This is a genomic window from Xanthomonas sp. AC360 (assembly GCF_979258225.1).
In genome coordinates, this window is record NZ_OZ409846.1 from 4,892,181 (window position 1) to 4,912,328 (window position 20,148).

Consider the following 20,148-nt stretch of genomic DNA (forward strand, 5'->3'; position numbering starts at 1 on the left):
ATTCTGCCGGCGCGTTCTCGGGTCTACAGCTCGCTGCACTTGCCGGTGGATTCAATCTGGCACAGCACCCGAAAACCTGACCGCCGCCATCAGTGGTGGTAGCCGGTTTCCGCGGTGATCTTGCCGCGGAACACCCGGTACGACCACACCGTGTAGCCCAGGATCAGCGGCAGCAACATCACCAGACCCACTATCGCGAACAGTTGCGAAGACGGCGGCGCGGCGGCCTGCCAGATGGTGTAGACCGGCGGCACCAGATACGGCCACATGCCCAGCACCAAGCCCAGAAACCCAAGCACGAACAAGCCCATCGCCAGCAGGAACGGCGGTGTGTCCGGCCGCCCCGGTTCGGTCGCGCGCCACAGCGCATAGCCCACCACGGCAACCAGCACCGGCACCGGCATCAGCCACAGGTAATGCGCATCGTTGAACCAGCGATCCATCACATGCGATTGCAACGACGGCAGCCACGCGCTGACCAGGCCGATGAAGACCAGCACGCTGAGGGTCAGTGGCCGGCTCAGCTGACGCGCCAGCGCTTGCACGTGGCCTTCGGTCTTGAGGATCAACCAGGTGCTGCCGAGCAGCGCATAACCGAATACCAATGCCGCGCCGGTCAACATCGCGAACGGGCTGAACCAGCCCCAGATCCCGCCGACATAGCGATCGTTCTCGATCGGCAAGCCTTGCACCAGGGCGCCCAGGATCACGCCCTGCGCGAAGGTGGCCAGAATCGAGCCGGCGGCAAACGCATTGCTCCATAGCCGCCGCGAACGCTGTGCCTTGAACCGGAACTCGAACGCCACACCACGGAACACCAACGCCATCACCATCAGCAACACCGGCAGATACAACGACGACAGAATCACTGCGTAGGCCTTCGGAAATGCCGCCAGCAGCCCTGCCCCGCCCAGCACCAGCCAGGTTTCGTTGCCGTCCCAGATGGGCGCGGCGGTGTTCATCATCAGGTCCAGCTGTGCTTCGTCCTTGCGAAACGGCGCCAGGATGCCGATGCCGAGCACGAAGCCGTCCAGCACCACGTACATCAGCACCCCGAAGCCGATCACCGCGAACCATGCCACCGGCAACACTGTTGTCATGTCCATCATGCGGCTCCGTCGATCGATGCATCGGCCGCCGACAGAGGCCGTGCGGGGGTGTGTTCGCCATGGTCCAGATGCGGTGCATCGTGCGGGGTCGGCCCGGTCTTGCCGATCTTGACCAGGTACCAGATGCCCCAGCCGAACACGAAGGCATAGCCGGCCACATACACCGCCAACGAGATGGCAGTCATCAGCGCCGATTGCGGTCCCACCGCATCGGCGGTGCGCAGCAGCCCATAGACCACATACGGCTGCCGACCCATTTCAGTCACGAACCAGCCGGAGATCAGCGCAATGAAGCCGCTCGGCAGCATCCAGCGCCAGGTCGCCAGCAACCAGCGCCACTGCACCAGCTTGCCGCGCCACAACGCGAATGCCGACACCCAGGCCACCAGCAACATCAACGAGCCGATCCCCACCATGATGCGAAAGGCGAAGAACACCGGCGTCACCGGCGGGCGGTCGTGCGCCGGCACCGAGGTCAGCGGCGCGATGTTGCCGTCCAGGCTGTGGGTCAGAATCAGGCTGCCCAGGCGCGGAATCGCCAGCTCGTAGTCGTTACGCTCGGCCTGCGCATTCGGCAGGGCGAACACCACCAGCGGGAATCCCTTGCCTGGTTCTTCGGCATGCCAGTGCGCTTCCATCGCCGCGATCTTCATCGGCTGATGCTTGAGCGTATTCAAGCCATGCATGTCGCCGACAAAGATCTGCAGCGGCACGGTGATGGACGCGAACACCACCGCCAGCTTGAGCATGCGCAGGGCGGCCTCGCGGTGCACGCCGCGATGCAGATACCACGCACCCACCGCGCCCACCACAAAACAGGTGGTGATGAACGAGCCCAGCGCCATGTGCGCAAGCCGATACGGAAACGAGGGATTGAAGATGATCTTCAACCAGTCCACCGGATGCACGATGCCGTCGATCACCTCGTAGCCGGCCGGCGTCTGCAACCAGCTGTTGGACGAGAGAATCCAGAATGTGGACAACAGCGTGCCCAGCGCCACCATGCAGGTGGCAAAGAAGTGCAGGCGCTCGGAAATGCGTCCCCACCCGAACATCATCACACCCAGAAAACTGGCTTCGAGGAAGAACGCGGTGAGCACTTCGTAGCTCAGCAACGGCCCGATCACCCCGCCCGCAATGCGGCTCAGTTCCGGCCAGTTGGCACCGAACTGGAAGGCCATCACGATGCCGCTGACCACACCCATGCCGAACGACACGGCAAAGATTTTTTGCCAGAAGAAATACAGCTCGCGCCAGACCGGCAGACGGGTGCGCAACCAGCGCCATTCCAGAAACGCCAGCAGGCTGGAAAGCCCGATGGTGAAGGCAGGAAACAAGACGTGGAAGGCGATGACGAATCCGAACTGGATACGCGATAGCAGCAGAGCGTCCACGGAAAGTGCTCCAGGAAAAGGTGGGAAGCGTCGGCGCACACGCTGCAAATCGATCGCCGAGACACACTACGGTGGTCGATCGCGACGCCTACGCGACACCAACATGGTATGGACGGATGCGCCCGTTCCCGATGCGACATGGCGTCGCATCTGCGGCAGTGTGTCGCAGCTGCCAGGCAAAAACGGCGCACCGGTGCGCATGCGGCAAGGCCCTGATCAGTGCGACCCGCTCAGACGATGCGCGCACGTCGCACCGCTCGCCGTGCACTTACAGCGGCGAACAAAACGTAGCGAGCAGTCGTCAGGTGGGTGTGGACGGCGCGGAGGAACCGCAGCGTACGAGGGATACATGCCGCACCGAGCACCGGCCGCGCCCGCCTGGCGATGAGCACAGGAAGTTTTGTTAGCCGCTCTTAGTCGTCCGCCTCCCTGCCGGCACCGGCACCGGCACCGCCGAGCCGCTTGACAGCGCATTGGCCTCCCATGCCGCCGCCGCATCACCCAGGCCGCTATGGCCGCACCTGCTCCCAGATGCGCACGAAATTGCCGCTATAGACATCGACGATGCGCTGGATGGGCCAGCCTGCATCGAGCATCGCCTGGGTGAGCCGGGGCAGATCCGCGCCGCTGCGCATGCCGATCGGCAGGCTGGAGATGCCGCCATCGAAATCGCTACCGAAACTCAAATGCTTCCACGGATCTTCGACGATTCCCATGCCGGCGATCAGCCGGGCAAAGGCTTCGTAGTAGCCAATGACGAAGGCCAGATCGGCATCCATATTCGGCGTGTCGTCGGCCAGATACGCATGTTGCAGAAAGTACGGCGCCAGAATGACGCTGATGCAGCCACCGGTTTGCACGATGGCGCGGATCGCCGCATCGTCGAAGCCGCGCTCGAGATGATGCGATGGCCGCGTTTCGGTGCCCCTGGTAATGCTGCGCGATGCGGCGTGCGAGGCCATGGCCGGCAAGTTGCGCTGCACGCAGATCTCGCACGCGTCGATCACCCCCTGGCTCGAGGTATGCGAAAGATCCACCAGCAGTCCGACCGCGATGCAGCGCTCCACGACCTGCCGACCGAATTCCGACAGACCTGCCCCCTCGATCATGCGCCACGGATTGAGCGCGGCATAGCCGGCCTGCGAGATGTCGGTATGGCTGAAATGGTTGAGTGTCAGGTAGGCGGCCCCTTCCTTGGCAGCGGTGCCCAGACGCTCCAGCCGCAACGCCTGGCTGCGACTGCCGCGTGGACCGAGCATATGCGCCCCCTCCAACGACAGGATCGCGCAACACAGACCTTCGGCCCGAATCGCACGCAGCTCGGCGGCGCTGCGTGCCAACCGTAAGCGTCCCCGGCTCGCTTCCACCATCGCCTCGACATAGCGCCGATGATCCACCCAGTTTTTCCAGGGGTCGAAGAACGGCACGGCAACGAGGTTTTCCCAGAGCGCGTGGGCGCTGAAACAGGCACCGCCGTAACCGCCTGCAAGAAAATCGGGGCCACTCACATGGTGCATCAGCGGTTGATTGCGACCTCTCGGCGAGGTCTTGTTCATCAGCCAGAGGATCAACGAGCGTCGATGCGCCTTCCAGTCGCCTTTCCAGAAATCGTAACCGCCCACCCGCGACAGATACAGCGAATCCAGATGCGTGTCGACCGGATAGGCCAGCGCATGCACGGCCTCCAACGTCTGCGCAACAGTCAGGCCTGCAGACTCCTGGGATGACACGGCACTCATGGACGCTCCGGCAATACCCCTGAAAAACGCACGACTCACAGCGCCCTATGAGCGTTGGATTATAAAAGATGGCATCCGGAAAACTCGCTGAAAGCGCTGGATTCGACTGCCTAAAACCTAATGGAACCGTTCCGGCAAGTCCACGGGCGCAGCGCTTTTTTGAGAGCGCATCCACAAGGCGACGTGCGTGCTCATTGGCGGTGATGGGTAGCCGACCCTCTGCCTGGCGTCATTTGACCGCAGGATGCGCGCGTGTCAGGGCATTGCCGTCGGCAGCCGCAAGTGCGTGCAGCGACGGGATCGAGCCGGCGGCATGACATTGCCGCCGATACCCGTCTGCAGGTCGCTGAACTGCAGGCGCCGACAGTTTGCCGATGCAAACCGATGCGTCGGCTCTACGCACCCGGCACGATTACGCCGCGGCGCGTACCCGGCGTGCCAGCTCGCTGATCAACGCAATGCCTGCAGTGAGCCCCACCATCGACAGGAATTGCGCGCGGGTGTCCGCCGAGGACGCCAGCAGCACGAAGATCACCGCCAGGATCGCCAACGCCAGCAGCGTCAACACCGGATACCCGCGCATGCGGAACGGCAAGGCGATACCAGCACGATCCGCACGCGCACGCAGGATCAACTGCGACAGCAGCGAGATGGTCCACACCAGCAGGCAGGTGGCGCCCACGATATTGAGCAGCATCGGCAGCACCTTGCCCGGATACAACAATTCCAGCACGGCGGCAGCAAAACCGAACAGCACGCTGGCGATCACCGCCACCAGCGGCACTTGCTGGCGGCTGGTGTTGCCCAGCCAACGCGGCGCCTCACCGCGCTGGGCCAGCGAGAAGATCATGCGCGAGGCGCCGTAGAGATTGGCGTTGAGCGCCGACAACAGCGCCACCACCGCCACCAGCGTGATGCCGGTGGCCGCGCCGGGAATCCGCGCCACTTCCAGCACGGCGGCGAACGGCGAACTCAGCGCGGCACTGGTCCACGGCACCACCGCCACGATGACGCTGATCGAACCAATGTAGAACACCAGGATGCGCCAGGCCACGGTGCGGATGGTGCGCGCCAGGCTGCGCCCGGGGTCGGCGGTTTCGGCTGCCGCCACGGCCACGATCTCGGTGCCGCCGAAGGCAAACACCACCACCAGCAACGCGGTGCCCACACCGGCCAGGCCCTTGGGCGCGAACCCGCCGTGCTGGGTGAAATTGGACAGCCCCGGCGACGCCACACCTGGCAACAAGCCGGCCAGCAATGCGCAGCCGAGTAACAGGAAGATCACGATGGCGACCACCTTGAGGATGGCGAACCAGAATTCGAACTCGCCGAAATTGCGCACGCCCAGCAAGTTGATCACGGTGAAGGTGGCCATGAAGATCGATGCCAGCAGCGGCACCGGCAATGCCGGCCACACGGTGGCCAACAGGCTCGCCGCGCCCACCGCCTCGGCGGCGATCACCACCACGATCTGCAGCCACCATAGCCAGCCCACCGTTGCGCCGGCAGTCGCCCCCATCGCATCGGCCGCGTACACCGAGAAGGCGCCGCTGGCCGGCTTGGCCGCGGCCATCTCGCCGAGCGCGTTCATCACGATGATCACCAGCGCGCCGGCAATCAGATAGGACACCAGCACGGCCGGGCCGGCCGCATGGATGCCCACGCCCGAGCCCAGGAACAACCCGGCGCCGATCGCCGTGCCCAGGCCCATCATCATCAATTGCCGCGGTTTCAAGGCATGGCGCAACGCAGGCGCGGCGGTCTCAGCAACAGGATCGGTCGGAAGCGACATGGACGGAATCGCGAAGGTGGTAACGCGACACGATACCGCGTCGTGGCGCCGGCCGCGCCTCTTGACGAAGACGTCCAGGCCAGGCTGAAGCTGCGGCCGCGCCGTCGACAGCGCGCGCTCGCTCCGAAGCGATTGCCCAAGGCCATGCCGGTGCGCGACGCGCTCGCGCGTCATGCTGCAGTGCACACTGGCCGCAGGAGCAAGGCCGACGGCGGCATTGGCATTGCCAAGGCGAGGCGACGCGCGGATCGGTCTGAAGACAGGCTGCAACGTGGCGACGTTGCCGAGCGTGCGCGCTGATCGAAGGCGGCCTGTCCACACCGTGATCTCGTATCGCGATAACGCGTCTGCGGCACCGTCCACACCAGCCGTGTGGCGATGCGCCGTCGTCATCGCCCTTCCCTCCTACCAACGGCATGTCGCTGCGGCGCGCGGCCACCTCAGACACATGCAACTGGCGTGGCCGGCAACATCGCGACACATAAAAAAATCCCCGGCATTGCCGGGGATCTGTGGGTGCAACGCTGCGCCGACGCTTACTCGGCCAGATTCTTGCCTGCACCTGCGGTGGCGATCACCTTGGCCTTAACCTGCGCGGCCGGCGTGACGGTGTAGATGTAGCCCAGCGATTCCGGGAACACCTTGGAGCTGACCCAGTTGGTGGCATTGGCGTAAGGCTTGCTGCCATCCGGCGTGCCCCAGGTGATGCCGCTGCCGACGTAGTTATTGATCAGGTCCCAATAGCCGATCTCGCTGCTGTCGCGCGAGGTCACCGGGTTCTTGATGTTCTCGAAGTAGTTGGACTCGATCTTGGCGACGCCGCCCATGCGCACGTTGATGCCCGAGGTGGTGACGTTGTTGAAGTAGTTGTTGTAGATATGGCTCAACCCGCGACGCTGCAACGGCACGCGCGACTCAACGTTCTCGAAGCGATTGTGGTGATAGGTGGTGCGGGCGGCCGAATTCTTGGTGTCGCTGTCGCTGTAGCCGTTGAGCGCGACCTTCTGATAGTTGTAGACGTAGTTGTAGGACACGGTGACGTGGTGCACGCCCTTCTTCATGTCGATGCCGCCATCGAACGAGGCATCGCCGGCGCCGGAGCACTTGGTCAACGAGGCGAACACGGTGTTGTGGTCGACCCAGATCTTGGACGGTTCGCCAGTGGAATTGCCTTCCAGCGAAATCGAATCGGCATCTTCGCCGCCTTGCAGCAGGCCGATGGTCATGTTCTGGATGATCACGTTATGCGCGTTGCCGACCACGCGCACACCGAAGTTTGCCGCCGAACCGTTGGCGCCCTTGATGGTGACATCGCTCTTGTTCTTGATCTGCACGGTCTTGGCCGGCAGCTTCCACTGCGCGCACACATCCTTGATGGTGCCGAAGTCGAACTTGCCGGTGTAGTTGAGCACCAGACCACCACTGCCGGAATAACTGTCGATGGCAGCCTGCATCGCTTCGAAGGTGGCCACGTTGACCGGTGTCTTGTTGCCGCCGCCAGTGGTGGCAGCGCCGTAGCCAACCGGGCCGGCGATGGCGCTTGCGGCACACGTGGACAGTGCAAGCGCGAGTGCGCCCTGGAGCATCTTGCTAATCATGCAGCCTCTCCCAAAGAAGTCGATAGGCGATGCGCGACGTCTGCGCGATGGCAACGACGTCGGCAAAGCAGTGCGTGGGGGCCGCATTCTTCGCGCGATTTAGAACATAAAACAATTATCCATCTTTGAAACTTTGACGCACCACGGTGTTCTCTTTGCAGGACATGCAAAAGAGACAGCAAGAGACACGCAGGACAGGACACTGCTATGCATGCAACTTCACGCGCGATTGGCGACTAGATGCAGGTATTTGCGATGCGTACGATGCGCGCGGACGCAGCTACATCGGCGCTGATTACTGCATGGTTGCGCTGAGACAGCGCGTCGCTTCGATCGGTTGTTGCAATGCAGCGCCACGCAACGCAGCACAACCTGCACATCGACGATGTGCGCACGTCATAGACCATCAAGCGAATGCAACGCTGCCGCGTGGCCTCTACGTTGCAGCGATGACATGGCGCACCAGTCCCGCAGGCACGTCACGCTGCGGCGAGTGCTGGTGAGATGCCGGCGCAAGCCGCGCAGTGTCAGATCAGCCGATGCACCTGGCGTTGACAGGCTGATGCAGCCACAGTGTTAAATGCGGTACGTGCGACCGACAGCGCGTGGATTGCGAGCGCTATGACGCCGCAGTGGGCGCGGAAACCCACTTCCCGCGCCCACTGCGCGGCAGGCAACGCAGTGAACGATCAAGGTGACCGCATATCACCGACGCACGCAGTCGATGTCTCGTCGAGCGCTGGCACGATGTTTTCACGCACAGTCCGCATGCCTAATGCAGGGCACCACTGCGACACGCTCGCGCAACAATGCTCGGCTTTGCACGATAGTCGACGCGCGACAGCGCCAGTGCTACGCCGCGACGCAACAGGCAGACAAGCTGCCCACCAGGAGCACCGCGCCTTTACACAGCGCGAGCGATCGATCCCGACACATGCGCAAGCTCGCCGCCCGGCCACGGTGTGTGGTCATCAAGAAAGTCGCCGACCAGACGCATGCAGGCAGCGCGTTCTTCCACGTGCGGCATGTGGCTGGAGTTGGCGAACACATGCCAGCGTGCATCCGGAATCAGACGCGCGTAAGGCTCGACGGTTTCCGGCGTGGCCTCGTCGTACTTGCCGGACAGCACCAGCGTGGGCACCATGATGCGGTGCAGGCGCTCGATGATGCTCCAGTTGCGCAGGCTGCCCACCACGTGGAATTCGGTTGGGCCATTCATGGCGTGATACACGGTCGGGTCGGCATCGATGGCGGCGAAAGTGCGCGCCACCTCGTCCGGCCACGGCACCATGCGGCACACATGCTGCGCGTAGAACACCTGGCTGGCCGCCCGATATTCCGGGTGATCCAGCGTGCCGGCAGCTTCGTGTTCGTCCAGCGCGGCCTGCACCTGCTCGGGCAGGCCGGCGCGCAGACGCAGCGCTGCCGCGCGCCACAAGCCCATCGACGCCGGCGAATTGGCGATCACCAATGCACGCAACCCGCTGGGCCGGCGCACCGCGTGTTCGGCGGCCAGCATCCCACCCCACGACTGCCCCAGCAGGGCGTATTGCGAGAGGCCCAAGTGGTCGATCAGCGTCTGCAACTCGTCCAGAAACAGCCCGACCGTCCAGAACGCGGAATCCGCGTTGGGCAGATGGGTGGAGCGGCCATTACCGAGCTGGTCGTAATGAATCACCGCACGGCCATTGCCGGCCAGGTCCTTGAAGCTGTCGACATAGTCGTGCGTGCAACCGGGCCCACCGTGCACCACCACCAACGGGCAGGCATCGCTGCGCAGGTCGCCGCTGATGCGGTACCAGGTGCGATAGCCGCGGAATTGGACATACCCCTCGGTGGACTGCATGACCTGCGCCTGCTCGGCTAATGATGAGCGCCGAGCCTAGCGGGCAGCTGCGCCCGCGTTAACTGGCAAATCTCACAGGTTTGCAGCGGTTTCGAGGCCATCGCGTTGGTGGACTGCGCGTTAGACAGGCTGCGGACAAACACCTATGAAGTACCGACGATTGTGCAGACCAATCGCAAATTCGATGTTCAAGGCCGACGACTATCGACCACCCCGCTGCAACTGCTGCGATGCGCAGCGTAACCAGGTCTTCAGCATCACGCACGGCAACGCAGGCGCGTGCCTTGCTATCACGTCAGTCGTCGTACCCAGCCTGCGTAACGCGGCGCTGACGATTGGAAGCATCGATCGCTACGCATCGATGCATGGCGTGCAATCAATGCCACAAGCAGCCACCGCAACGTACTTAAGGCTCCAGCAATCGGTAGTGCATGCCGCGCACCACCGCCTCGACGCGATTGCGCGCCCCCAGTTTGCGTGCGGCCGAATTCAGATGCAGGTTGACCGTGGCGGTGGACCGATTGAGCGCGGCCGCAATGCTTTTGGCGGTCAGCCCCTTGGCCGAATACTGCAGGCATTCGCGCTCGCGCCGGGTCAGCGCGATGTGGTGGCAACGACGCTCCTGCGGGTCCAGCAGCTCCTGTGCACGCGCCTGAAACGCATGCGCAAGCAGCAAGAACGGAGCAAGCTGCGCTTCGGCCAGGCGCGGCGCTTCGGCGGCACTCGCATCGACCGCGCCACTGAACGTGGCAAACGCCCCGCCTGGCAGATGCAGCGGCACCGTGACACCGGTAGCCATGCCGCTGTCGCACAGATAGCGCGTCACCTGGCGGTGCTGGGCGCCGACGTATTCCACTCCGGGCCGGTCGCCATCGGTGCGGTAAGACCATACGAAGGGCGTGGTACGTCGCGTGGCACGCTGCTGAACGGGGTCATGTTGGTAGTAACCGTGCTCGCACCAGACATGCTGCATATCGCCTGGCGCATTGCGCTGCATGAACACGGTCGGGGTGATCAGCGCGCCTTCCATGCTCAGCGGCACCGGCGCGTAGTCGTACACCAGCGACTGAAAGCCCAACGCGCACACGTCGCCAAATACCCGATCCAGACAGGCATTGAGCGTACGCAGTGCCTGCAGATCGCGGCCCAGGCTGGCCAGAGTGTCGAACATGGGGGTCCTTCGGAGCCGTTGACGCCATTGCTGGATGACATCCAGCACGGAAAACCTAGCACTTTTACCAATGGATGGGCTTGCCGGCCACATTATCGTCACAATGCCGGTCACACAGCTGCAGTGCAGCATCGACGTCCCGGACCGCGCGCCTGCGCTGAACCTGCCTTCCTTACAGCGGATATCTGCATGACCGATACACCACGCCGCGACGATGCGGCAGAGCTGGAACGTTTTGGCTACGCGCAGGAGCTCAAGCGCCAGCTCACGCTGAAGGATCTGCTGATCTACGGCCTGGTGTTCATGGTGCCGACCGCGCCGTTCTCGATCTTCGGCGGGGTGTTCGACATCAGTGCGGGGATGGTGCCGCTGGTGTATCTGGTCGGCTTCGTGGCGATGCTGTTCACCGCCTTGAGCTATCAGCAGATGTCGCAGGCATTTCCAGTGGCCGGCTCGGTGTACGCGTATGTTGGCCGTGGACTAAGCAGCGGCATGGGCTTCCTCGCCGGTTGGGCGATCCTGCTCGATTACCTGCTGGTGCCCACCCTGCTCTACGTGGTTGGCGCCAATGCCATGCATAACGTGTTGCCGGGGGTACCGCAGCCGGCATGGATCGCGTTCTTCGTGGTGCTCAATACCGTGGTCAATCTGCGCGGGATCGAAACGACGGCGCGCGCGAATCGATTTTTTCTGTTCGCGCAGTTGGTGGTGCTGGCGGTGTTCGTGGTGCTGGCGACGCTGGCGATCCAGCGCGGCGTCAACGGCGCGCAGTGGACGCTGCGCCCGTTCTACAACCCGCAGGCGTTTTCGCCGCAACTGATCTTCAGCGCGCTGTCGGTGGCGGTGGTGTCGTTTCTGGGTTTCGATGCGATCTCCACGTTGTCGGAAGAAACGCGTGGCGGCAACCGCGTGGTGGGCCGCGCCACCTTGCTGGCCTTGGTGCTGGTGGCGGGCCTGTTTGTGCTGCAGACCTGGCTGGCCGCGTTGCTGCAACCGACGCTGCAGCGTTACCCAAGCGCGCAGGCCTCCAACGATGCGTTCTTCGACATCGGCCGGCTGATTGCCGGGCCGTGGTTGCAGATCGTCATTGCGTTGACGGTGGCAATCAGTGCGGCAATCGCCAATTCGCTGGTGGCGCAAGCAGCAACTTCGCGTCTGTTGTTCGCCATGGCACGCGACCGCCAGTTGCCGGCGTTTCTGCGCTACATCCATCCACGCACGGGCGTGCCGCAGCGCGCCATCCTGCTGGTGGCGGCGTTGAGCATGGTGCTGGGCGAAGTGTTCGTCGGCCAGATCGCGCTGCTGTCGTCGCTGTGCAACGTCGGTGCGCTGACCGCATTCGTACTGCTGCATCTCGCCGTGCTCTGGCACTTTCGCAACCAGGGCCGGATCGTGTTGCATGGCGTGGTGCCGCTGATCGGCATCGTGATCCTGGCCTATGTGTTGATCAACGCCGACCGGCATGCGCAGCTCGGCGGCAGCGCATGGATGGTGGTGGGGTTGTGCGTGTTGGCGTTCTTGAAAGTCAGTGGTCGCTCGACCGAGTTTCGCGCCAGCGACGCAGTGGAATAGCGCTTCGCGCACCGCGTTGAGCGTATGCAGTGTCTGTCTGCCACTGTGCACTGCGTGCACGCTGCAGTGCGCGCGTCTGCTGTGGAAATCAACGCCCGCTCGAATGCGGCATGTCGCGACGCATTAGACGCACGCGTATCTTTCGTCGACCTGCAGAGTCGCACAGCCAGTCTCCCTAACGTGCTGTTCCAACAGTGCCGTGCACGCACGCGTGCACGTGCACTAAGTACACGCACGCGCGACGCTCCCATCTCCATCGCACATACGACTTAACGCATCGATGTGTGCAAAAGCGATTGTATTTTTCTTGATCGCCCGTCTCTGAACGAGATTTTCAGCACATATTCAGCTGTAAACATTCGCTAGTCTCGTTCGGCGCCAACGATGGCGCCGAAGGGTGTGGCCCCCGCCGCAGCCTGCCGATCCCTGACGAGAAGGACTACCCATGAATCGCAAGAATGCGTTGTACCTCGCGCTGCTCTCTGCTGTGTCCGGCGTTGCGCTGGCTGCGCCGCCCACCGAGATGGATGCCGCACCGGTGAGTAGCGCGCCGCAGGCGACCAAGCTCGGCGCGGCGACGTTGCAGTCGGCCAGCCTGCGCGGCGGCATCATGCCCACGCGCGTGGCGCAACTGGCTGCACCGAGCAGCAAGGAACTCGGCGCCGTGCGTGAGCGCCGTATTGCGCAGGTCAAGCATGGGCAGCCGCTGCAGATCGGCTTTACGCGCGCGGTGGCGCAGCCGTTGGTCAACCTGGCCAAGCTCGATTGGCAGATGGCCGGCGACGGTTCGCGCGTTGCGACCTTGAAGCTGGGCTCCGCGCAGGCAGCATCGTTGCGTGCGGCGTTGCTGCTGCGTGGTGCCGGCGCAAAACCGGGCGACCCGTCCAAGGTGACACTGCGCTTTGCCGGCGACGACGGCCGCGTGTTCGAACAATCCGGCGCCAGCTTCGTCGGCACCGGCGATGCCATCGGCTGGTCGCCGACGGTGAGCGGCGAAAACCTGCTGGTCGAGCTGTCGCTGCCGGCAGGCCTGTACCCGGAGAACTTCAGCCTCAGCATTCCTCAGCTGTCGCATCTGGATATCAGCCCCACCGCCAGCCCGCGCGACATGATGACCATTGCCATCGGCGAGAGCGATTCCTGCCAGAACGACATCGTGTGCCGCGCCAATCCCACCGCCGGCTTTACCAGCGCCGCGAAGGCGGTGGCGCGCATGTTGTACACCACCAGCCAGGGCTCGTTCCTGTGCACTGGCACGCTGCTCAACAACACCAACACGCCCAAGCGCAATCTGTTCTGGACTGCGGCGCACTGCATCAGCACGCAGACGGTAGCCAATAGCCTGCAGACGTACTGGTTCTACGATGCGGCCAGCTGCAATGGCAACACCGCCAGTTCGCAGGCGACCACGCTCACCGGCGGCGCGTTCCTGCGCCATGCCAATACCACGCGCGACACCGCGCTGCTGGAACTGAAGACCGCACCGCCGAGCGGCGCGTTCTATGCCGCCTGGAACAGCGCGGCGATCGGTGCCACCAGCACGTCGATCGTTGGCATCCATCACCCCGCGGGTGACGTCAAAAAGTACTCCCTGGGCACGGTCAATGGGCTCAACACCTCCATCGACGGCAAGACGCCGCTGTACCGCGTGGTCTGGAACGACGGCGTGACCGAAGGCGGCTCGTCCGGCTCGGGGCTTTTCACCATTGCCAGTGGCGGTGCGTATCAGCTGCGCGGCGGCCTGTATGGCGGCTATTCGTACTGCACCGCGCAGACCGATCCGGATTACTACTCGCGCTTCTCCGACGTGTATTCGTCGATCTCCACGTTCTTCGGGCAGTAAGCGTCAAAGCGTTGTCGAGCAATGCGTGGCAGGCGGTAGATCGCCTGCCACGCGTTTGTATGCCACGTATTGGGGTGTGTCGATCTAGAGCCACTTACAAAACTACTGCGCAACCGTCAGGCGGGCGTGGCCGGTGCCCAACATTCTCATGGACCACTACTCCTAGACTCCGTTCCCTGTGCGTCGTCCACACCCGCCGGACGACTGCTCGCAACGTGTTGTGGGCCACTCTTAGAAGCACAGCGGTGCTCCGCACAGCCATCTGCATGATCGATGTGTCCAGCGTCTTGCCTGGCGCAGTTACGGCAACGCGGTGATGCGCTCCCGCGATGGGTCGTTCCACAACTGTCTCTTGCTGGCATCGTTCAACAGCGTGGTCGCGGTGCTGTTGCCGGTGCGATGCGTGTACAGAATCCAGTTCGGCAGACCCGGGAACGCGCGGTTCGCTTCGATCGCGCGAGCGCCCTGAAAACGCATCAACCGGTACACCCAGAACGTATGCCAGCGATGGTCGCGGGTCGCAGCCGGGTTGGCGGTGATCACCGACAGCTGCAGCAACGCGCAACCGCGACGGCGTGGCACGCGCCGGTAATCGTCGGCGGTGGGTTCATGCGTGGGCACACGCAGCGCGCGGTAGCGATCGCCCTGCGACAACACCACGGTGCGCCACGCATTGCCGCCGGCCAGACCAACGCCGCCACTGCCCAGGGTCACCACATAATCCGGACGACGGTCGCCATTGAGATCCACGCGCTCCACGTCATGAAAACCAAGCAGCCCACCGCCCAATTCGACCGGTGGCAGCAGCACGCGTCCGGCAGCGTCGCGTACCTGCAACATCGGCGCTGCGCCGCGGTTGTCCATGGCGAGCACAGTGTTTGCATCGCGAAAATGGGTGACGCCCTCCCACTGCACGCTGCCTTCTACCGCGGATAGCGAGTCCACTTTGCACTCGGAGCCAACGGGCGGCCGCGACCAGGGCGGATACTGCGGATGCCAGGCCTGCGCCTGCGCCGACAACAGCAAGGTCAGCACTGCGAGCTGGCATGCGTAGCGACGGCGCTCGCGCCGTCTAGTGGTGTTGCGCACATCCATGGCTGCGACGCTCTTGTTCCGATGGTGCCGCACTATGCGGACTCGCCTGCATGGCGGCAAGCGTGTGCGGCGCTGCCAAGGCAGTGCGGGTGCCAGGCAGGATTGTGCTGCGTCGCAGGACGTTGGCTCTATCTGCTTCGGAGACCGACTGGCCTCATGGAGACGCCATCAAGCGCAATCCCCGGCAATCCATGTGGTTACATGCTGTAGTGCCTGCGAAGCCATCGCTGCGGCGATGCGACGCACGCTCCTGCCACGCCAAGCGCATCGCATGTTCAAGCGAGCAAAGCGCATGGCAATCCTGCAGACTGCCAGCACTTCCATCGCCAGGATTGGCATGCCGTTTTCCCATCGCTGTCGCCATGCCGTTACCGCCGCGCTGCTTGCCGTAGTGTCCGCCGTCTCCACTGCCGCGATGGCCGCGACACCGGCCGCCGCGGAAGACGTCAAAGCCTATGCGCTGCAGCTGTGCCTGCAGCAGACCTACGAACGTAGCGGCAGGCTGGAGCCCGACCAACTGCGCGACCGCTCGTATCTGCTCACCACCTACGCGCTGGACAATGCCAGGCCTGGCGCCACCGGGCGGTTGCAGACCTTTGTCGCGCAACAGACGGCGGACTATCACCGTGGCGAGGTGCCGATGAAGGACGAAGCACGCCGTGGGCCGTTCACCACCATCTTTGCGCAATGCATGGCGTTCTATCGCTCACCCGCGCTGCGCGACTTTGTGGCGAAACAACGCTGAGTCGTGCCGGCGCGGCGTGTTTCGATCGCTGCCGAAATCCTGTCCCCCGATGATCCCGGAACCGCGATGACCAGTTTCACCACTCTCCGCAGCCGCCGCGGTGTGCTCAAGACCGCACTCAGTGCCGGCGCGTTGCTGGCGGCAAGCCAACTCGCCGCCGCTCCCCGCAAGAAGGCTGCAACAAACGACAGCGCGCCTGCGCCGCTCCCGGCCAAGGGCAGCGTACTGGTGCTGCTCGGCACCAAGGGCGGGCCAACGCCCTCGCCGCTGCGCGCGGCGGCAGCCAATGCGCTGGTGATCGACGGGCAGCCGTACCTGATCGATTGCGGCAACGGTGTGGCCCAACAGCTGGCCAAGGCCGGCATCCGGCTCCCCGCACTGCGCGATATCTTCCTGACCCATCATCATTCCGATCACAACGCCGACCTGCTCACTGTGGTGTGGCTGGCCTGGGCCAGCGGCTTGCAGACGCCAGTGCATCTGTATGGGCCACCAGGCATCGGCAAGATGGTGGATGCGTTCGTCGAGATGCATGCCATCGACATCGAAGCGCGCATCCGCGAGGAAGGCCGCCCGCCGTTCAAACCGCTCATCCATGTGCACGAGTTCGACCAGGCCGGCACCGTGTTGCAGAACGATCAGGTCACGGTGACCGCCACGCTGGTGGACCACTACACGCTCAAACCGGCGTTCGCCTATCGCTTCCAGGCCCGCGACCGCTCGGTGGTGTTCTCCGGCGATACGCGCTACCTGCCGGCGCTGGCTGCATTTGCCAAGGACACCGACATCCTGGTGCATGAGGTGATGTATCTGCCCGCGCTGGAAAAGATGCTCAAGACCAACGACAACGCCCCCACCTTGCTGGACCACCTGCTCAAGAGCCATTCCACCAGCGACGAAGTGGGACGGATCGCCGCCGCGGCCAATGCCAAGATGCTGGTGCTCAATCACTTCGTGCCTGGCGGCGACCCCAGCATCACTGAGGCCATGTGGAGCGAGGGCGCGCGCAAGCACTACGCCGGGCCGATCGTGGTCGGCGCCGATTTGATGCGGCTGTAGCCGACGGAACTACACTATGGATCAAAATAATGTTGCGCAGGCTTTGGAATAAATCCAAAACTTGAAAGATCGAACAAGTCAAATTTCATCATTTTAGCTTCCCGTTGCGGAGCATTTCGCAGGCCGAAAATAATGCCGCAAGATATAGAACCAGCCGTTGATCCAATGCAGGAAAATCGCCGTCTGCGCGCGTCGATGGAGCGCATGCGCTCTAACCAGCGGCTTGCTCGCAGCGGTGTACTGATCGCGATGTTCGCCGGCATGGCGTTTTTCCAAGTCCGAGATCTATTCAAGGACAACGCGTTACTGATGGTTGGCGTACTACTGTCGGCGGTGAGCGGCATCATTATCGTATTGACGGCGCTACCATTTCTGCGTAGCCCCTGCCCAAAATGCAAGCGTTCCTATCACGGTCCGGCAGCATTGCTACGCTCGGCGGAGCAACCAAAACCTTGCAAGCATTGTGGCTTCCAGATCAATCAACACGTTTCCCGTTACTCCTGAAACGCAGTGCACCTAATCGCCTTCATGTCGTGATCTTTAGTTGGAGCACGCAGGCATCTTAAGGTGTGGGAAACAAGTAACTAAACATACTTATATAGCCACCCGCCTGCGCCCACCCCATAGCTGCTCGTCAGCCTTGCAATACGCGCTGATGAAGTCCTGCTGCGACGGCATTTGCTCCACCACGCGCTGGATCGGCTGCGCAATGCCATCCAGCAGGCGGCGCAGATCGGTGTCGGACAACGCCGCCGCCAGCGGATGATGCTGCTGCGGCACGATGCCCTGCCCCAGCAGTACGTGCGTCCAGGAATCCACGCGGAACAGTTCGTCGGTGCCTTGCCAGGCGTGCGCGCGCTCGCGCCAGGCACGCAGACGCAGGCGCAGCGAGTCGGGCAGTTCCATGTCGCGACACTGCTGCCACAGCGGCTCGTCGCGCTGCGTGGCGTGGTAGTGCAAGGTGACGAAATCGCGCACATGTTCCATCTCGGTGCGGCTGATGTCGTTGAACACATCGACCTGCGACGGCGCGATGCCATCGGCCGGGAACAGCGTGATCAACCGTACCACCGCGGCAATGGTGAGATGGATGCTGGTGGATTCCAACGGCTCGATAAAACCGCTGGCCAGTCCGAGCGAGACCACATTCTTGTTCCAGGCCTTGAGCCGTCGCCCGGTGCGGAACGGCACCAGCCACGGCTCCTTGACCGGGGTTGCGGCCGTGTCGCGCAGCAGCTTGGCCTGCGCCTCGTCATCGGACATGTGCTGGCTGGAAAACACCAGCCCGTTGCCAACGCGATGCTGCAACGGAATATGCCACCGCCAGCCCGCCTCATGCGCAATGGCGCGCGTATACGGCACCGGTGGGCCCACAGCTTCGGTCTGCACCGCCACCGCGCGGTCGCACGGCAGCCAGTGGCTCCAGTCTTCGTAGCCGGTGTGCAGTGTCTGCTCGATCAACAGACCACGGAAGCCCGTGCAATCGATGAATAGGTCGCCTTCGATCACCTGCCCGTCCTCCAGCACTAGCGCGGCCACATCGCCGCTATCCGGCTGCAACGTCACCTGCTGGATCTTGCCCTCGACACGCGTGACCCCGTGCGCTTCGCTGCGCGTGCGCAGAAACCGCGCGTACAACGCCGCATCCAGGTGGTAGGCATAGTTGACGACCGGCTCGCGTGGCAACGCGAAGCGGTCCACCCGCGAGGCCACGGTTTCCAGGCAGTAATCGCCGAACGCGCCGGGCATGCCGCGGCGCTGACTTTCCAGCCACAGATGATGGAACGCGCACACCAGCGTGCTCTGGCCGGTAATGCCGAAGGGGTGGATATAGCGCTCGCCCTGCCGGCGCCAATGCTCGAACGAGATCGACAGCTTGAACGTGCCGGCGACCGCGCGCAGAAACTCCTGTTCGTCGATCTGCAAAAACCGATGAAAGGTGCGGATGGGCGGCACCGTGGACTCGCCCACCCCCACGGTGGCGATCTGATCGGACTCGACCAGGGTGATGTCCAACAAGTCGCGAAACTGATGCGACAACGCGCAGGCGGCGATCCAGCCGGCGGTGCCGCCCCCGGCGATGACAACCTTGCGAATCCTGGCCTGGTTCACGGCGTTTTCCTGTCAGTGGGAGCACAACACGATAGAGGTGATCAGCGATTGAGCTTGCCGATCAGCATGGCGCGCAGCTGGCGCGCGAGTGTGGGGTCGATCGGTCCCAGCACCTGGCGCGCGTGCTCGGGCAGATGTTCGCCGGCACGCTCGGCAGGGCCGAACACGTAGTAGTCGAACAACGCACGCCAGGCGGCCTTTTCCGACGCCGGTCGGTCGCGGATGGCCCACAGCGCGTGATACAGCGCCTGCATCGGTGCAGGCAGCTGCGCCGGAGCGGTGCTCCACCAATAATTGACCAGCACATTGAACGGCTGCAGCGATTGCACGTGGTGCCACCACATGCTGGGGATGAAAATCGCATCGCCCGGTTCCAGCACCGCCGTGCGCGCCTGCGACACCGCATCGGCCATGCGCGGATAGCGCGCAAGATCCGGATTGATCACATCCACCATGCTCACCACCTGCCCGCCCGGCGTGGGTTCCAGCGGGCCCGGATACAGATTGGCCACCTGCTCGGGCGCAAACAGCGTGAAGCGCCGCTGGCCTACCGCGCACACCGCCAAGTTATTGGGCGCATCGAAATGGCAGGAGGCGATGACCCGGTTGCCGATCCAGATGCTGGGCGGCACGGCGTTACCATCTGCGCTGACATCCAATGTATTACCTGCCGCAAAACCCGGCAGATGCGCATCGATCGGCAACGAGGCCAGGTAATACGTGGGCGGCTGCGGATCGTCCAGATGCGCGTCGATCGCGTCCAGTAGCGCGCTCAAGCTACCGCGCTGCACCTCGAAGTTGAGATCGCTGCAATCGTCGCGATAAAACGGCCGGCCGCCGATGTCCGGAGCGCCATACGAATACTGCAGTGCGCGGCCGGTATCCATGCCGCGCAACTGCGCCATGGCCTGCGATGTACCACGCTGCGCGGCCTGCACCAGCGCCCAGTCGCGCGCCACCCCGCGCAGCACCAGCGGCTGCGCAGCAGCGCACAACTGCGCCAGCAATGCCGCATCCGGCCGGCAGTCGCTGCGCTCGGGCAACGGGGTGATCGATGACAGTGCGCTCATGCG

The 20,148-nt window shown here is 63.6% G+C and carries 16 protein-coding genes and 2 other RNA genes; 7 read left to right on the forward strand and 11 right to left on the reverse strand.

What is annotated here, in order from left to right; translation table 11 throughout:
- Positions 1–89: 89 nt before the first annotated feature.
- From cydB to ACZZ0O_RS21095, 5 genes are all read right to left on the reverse strand, one after another.
- Positions 90–1,106 carry a cytochrome d ubiquinol oxidase subunit II gene (cydB, locus tag ACZZ0O_RS21075; RefSeq protein WP_115513515.1) on the reverse strand — a complete coding sequence of 339 codons (1,017 nt, stop codon included), beginning with the start codon at positions 1,104–1,106 and terminating at the stop codon, positions 90–92.
- Positions 1,106–2,503: a cytochrome ubiquinol oxidase subunit I gene (locus ACZZ0O_RS21080; protein WP_463591757.1), complete on the reverse strand. Its 1,398-nt coding sequence runs from the start codon at positions 2,501–2,503 to the stop codon at positions 1,106–1,108. The genes cydB and ACZZ0O_RS21080 overlap by 1 nt, the downstream gene beginning before the upstream one ends.
- A gap of 275 nt (positions 2,504–2,778) precedes the next feature.
- A non-coding RNA gene (locus ACZZ0O_RS21085) (sX9 sRNA) lies at positions 2,779–2,854 on the reverse strand.
- Between the two features lie 158 nt (positions 2,855–3,012).
- Positions 3,013–4,242 (reverse strand): membrane dipeptidase, encoded by a 1,230-nt coding sequence (locus ACZZ0O_RS21090; protein WP_463591758.1) that lies wholly within the window; start codon positions 4,240–4,242, stop codon positions 3,013–3,015.
- A gap of 412 nt (positions 4,243–4,654) precedes the next feature.
- Entirely contained in the window at positions 4,655–6,034 is a 1,380-nt protein-coding gene (locus tag ACZZ0O_RS21095) for an amino acid permease (RefSeq protein ID WP_323521330.1), read from the reverse strand.
- A 42-nt stretch (positions 6,035–6,076) separates the two neighbouring features.
- Between ACZZ0O_RS21095 and ACZZ0O_RS21100 the strand changes: the two genes are divergently transcribed.
- The gene (locus ACZZ0O_RS21100) at positions 6,077–6,334 is read left to right on the forward strand and encodes a hypothetical protein (protein ID WP_463591759.1); all 258 of its coding nucleotides are present in this window, start codon (positions 6,077–6,079) and stop codon (positions 6,332–6,334) included.
- 236 nt (positions 6,335–6,570) lie between these two features.
- On the opposite strand, the gene ACZZ0O_RS21105 is transcribed toward ACZZ0O_RS21100, so the two are convergent.
- From ACZZ0O_RS21105 to ACZZ0O_RS21115, 3 genes are all read right to left on the reverse strand, one after another.
- Positions 6,571–7,632, reverse strand: coding sequence for a pectate lyase family protein (locus ACZZ0O_RS21105; RefSeq protein WP_115528579.1), 1,062 nt, complete (start codon positions 7,630–7,632; stop codon positions 6,571–6,573).
- A 904-nt stretch (positions 7,633–8,536) separates the two neighbouring features.
- Positions 8,537–9,478 carry a proline iminopeptidase-family hydrolase gene (locus ACZZ0O_RS21110; RefSeq protein ID WP_463591760.1) on the reverse strand — a complete coding sequence of 314 codons (942 nt, stop codon included), beginning with the start codon at positions 9,476–9,478 and terminating at the stop codon, positions 8,537–8,539.
- A gap of 406 nt (positions 9,479–9,884) precedes the next feature.
- Positions 9,885–10,649: a helix-turn-helix transcriptional regulator gene (locus tag ACZZ0O_RS21115; RefSeq protein ID WP_115528581.1), complete on the reverse strand. Its 765-nt coding sequence runs from the start codon at positions 10,647–10,649 to the stop codon at positions 9,885–9,887.
- Positions 10,650–10,838: 189 nt separating this feature from the next.
- On the opposite strand from ACZZ0O_RS21115, the gene ACZZ0O_RS21120 reads away from it, so the two are divergent.
- From ACZZ0O_RS21120 to ACZZ0O_RS21130, 3 genes are all read left to right on the forward strand, one after another.
- Entirely contained in the window at positions 10,839–12,221 is a 1,383-nt protein-coding gene (locus ACZZ0O_RS21120) for an APC family permease (protein ID WP_115513522.1), read from the forward strand.
- Between the two features lie 445 nt (positions 12,222–12,666).
- Positions 12,667–14,064 carry a trypsin-like serine peptidase gene (locus tag ACZZ0O_RS21125; RefSeq protein WP_115513523.1) on the forward strand — a complete coding sequence of 466 codons (1,398 nt, stop codon included), beginning with the start codon at positions 12,667–12,669 and terminating at the stop codon, positions 14,062–14,064.
- A gap of 148 nt (positions 14,065–14,212) precedes the next feature.
- Positions 14,213–14,291: non-coding RNA, sX9 sRNA (locus ACZZ0O_RS21130), on the forward strand.
- Positions 14,292–14,364: 73 nt separating this feature from the next.
- Here ACZZ0O_RS21130 and ACZZ0O_RS21135 read toward each other — a convergent pair.
- Entirely contained in the window at positions 14,365–15,159 is a 795-nt protein-coding gene (locus tag ACZZ0O_RS21135; protein ID WP_463591761.1) for a hypothetical protein, read from the reverse strand.
- Positions 15,160–15,496: 337 nt separating this feature from the next.
- On the opposite strand from ACZZ0O_RS21135, the gene ACZZ0O_RS21140 reads away from it, so the two are divergent.
- From ACZZ0O_RS21140 to ACZZ0O_RS21150, 3 genes are all read left to right on the forward strand, one after another.
- Complete coding sequence (locus ACZZ0O_RS21140; RefSeq protein ID WP_463591762.1) at positions 15,497–15,904, forward strand: hypothetical protein; 408 nt, start codon at positions 15,497–15,499, stop codon at positions 15,902–15,904.
- A gap of 66 nt (positions 15,905–15,970) precedes the next feature.
- Entirely contained in the window at positions 15,971–16,963 is a 993-nt protein-coding gene (locus ACZZ0O_RS21145) for an MBL fold metallo-hydrolase (protein WP_463591763.1), read from the forward strand.
- 132 nt (positions 16,964–17,095) lie between these two features.
- Positions 17,096–17,467, forward strand: coding sequence for a hypothetical protein (locus ACZZ0O_RS21150; RefSeq protein WP_463591764.1), 372 nt, complete (start codon positions 17,096–17,098; stop codon positions 17,465–17,467).
- 90 nt (positions 17,468–17,557) lie between these two features.
- Here ACZZ0O_RS21150 and ACZZ0O_RS21155 read toward each other — a convergent pair whose 3' ends face one another.
- Together ACZZ0O_RS21155 and ACZZ0O_RS21160 are read right to left on the reverse strand one after the other, a co-directional pair.
- On the reverse strand, positions 17,558–19,075 hold the full coding sequence (locus ACZZ0O_RS21155; protein WP_463591765.1) for a tryptophan halogenase family protein: 1,518 nt from the start codon (positions 19,073–19,075) through the stop codon (positions 17,558–17,560).
- Between the two features lie 41 nt (positions 19,076–19,116).
- Positions 19,117–20,145 (reverse strand): cupin-like domain-containing protein, encoded by a 1,029-nt coding sequence (locus tag ACZZ0O_RS21160; RefSeq protein ID WP_463591766.1) that lies wholly within the window; start codon positions 20,143–20,145, stop codon positions 19,117–19,119.
- Positions 20,146–20,148 lie beyond the last annotated feature (3 nt).

Excerpts from the sequence above, each read along its gene's own strand:
- ACZZ0O_RS21115 (WP_115528581.1), bottom strand. The coding sequence starts at position 10,649 with ATGTTCGACACTCTGGCCAGCCTGGGCCGCGATCTGCAGGCACTGCGT.
- ACZZ0O_RS21140 (WP_463591762.1), top strand. The coding sequence starts at position 15,497 with ATGCCGTTTTCCCATCGCTGTCGCCATGCCGTTACCGCCGCGCTGCTT.
- ACZZ0O_RS21150 (WP_463591764.1), top strand. The coding sequence starts at position 17,096 with ATGCCGCAAGATATAGAACCAGCCGTTGATCCAATGCAGGAAAATCGC.
- ACZZ0O_RS21110 (WP_463591760.1), bottom strand. The coding sequence starts at position 9,478 with ATGCAGTCCACCGAGGGGTATGTCCAATTCCGCGGCTATCGCACCTGG.
- cydB (WP_115513515.1), bottom strand. The coding sequence starts at position 1,106 with ATGGACATGACAACAGTGTTGCCGGTGGCATGGTTCGCGGTGATCGGC.
- ACZZ0O_RS21145 (WP_463591763.1), top strand. The coding sequence starts at position 15,971 with ATGACCAGTTTCACCACTCTCCGCAGCCGCCGCGGTGTGCTCAAGACC.
- ACZZ0O_RS21090 (WP_463591758.1), bottom strand. The coding sequence starts at position 4,242 with ATGAGTGCCGTGTCATCCCAGGAGTCTGCAGGCCTGACTGTTGCGCAG.
- ACZZ0O_RS21135 (WP_463591761.1), bottom strand. The coding sequence starts at position 15,159 with ATGGATGTGCGCAACACCACTAGACGGCGCGAGCGCCGTCGCTACGCA.
- ACZZ0O_RS21125 (WP_115513523.1), top strand. The coding sequence starts at position 12,667 with ATGAATCGCAAGAATGCGTTGTACCTCGCGCTGCTCTCTGCTGTGTCC.
- ACZZ0O_RS21120 (WP_115513522.1), top strand. The coding sequence starts at position 10,839 with ATGACCGATACACCACGCCGCGACGATGCGGCAGAGCTGGAACGTTTT.
- ACZZ0O_RS21160 (WP_463591766.1), bottom strand. The coding sequence starts at position 20,145 with ATGAGCGCACTGTCATCGATCACCCCGTTGCCCGAGCGCAGCGACTGC.
- ACZZ0O_RS21105 (WP_115528579.1), bottom strand. The coding sequence starts at position 7,632 with ATGATTAGCAAGATGCTCCAGGGCGCACTCGCGCTTGCACTGTCCACG.
- ACZZ0O_RS21095 (WP_323521330.1), bottom strand. The coding sequence starts at position 6,034 with ATGTCGCTTCCGACCGATCCTGTTGCTGAGACCGCCGCGCCTGCGTTG.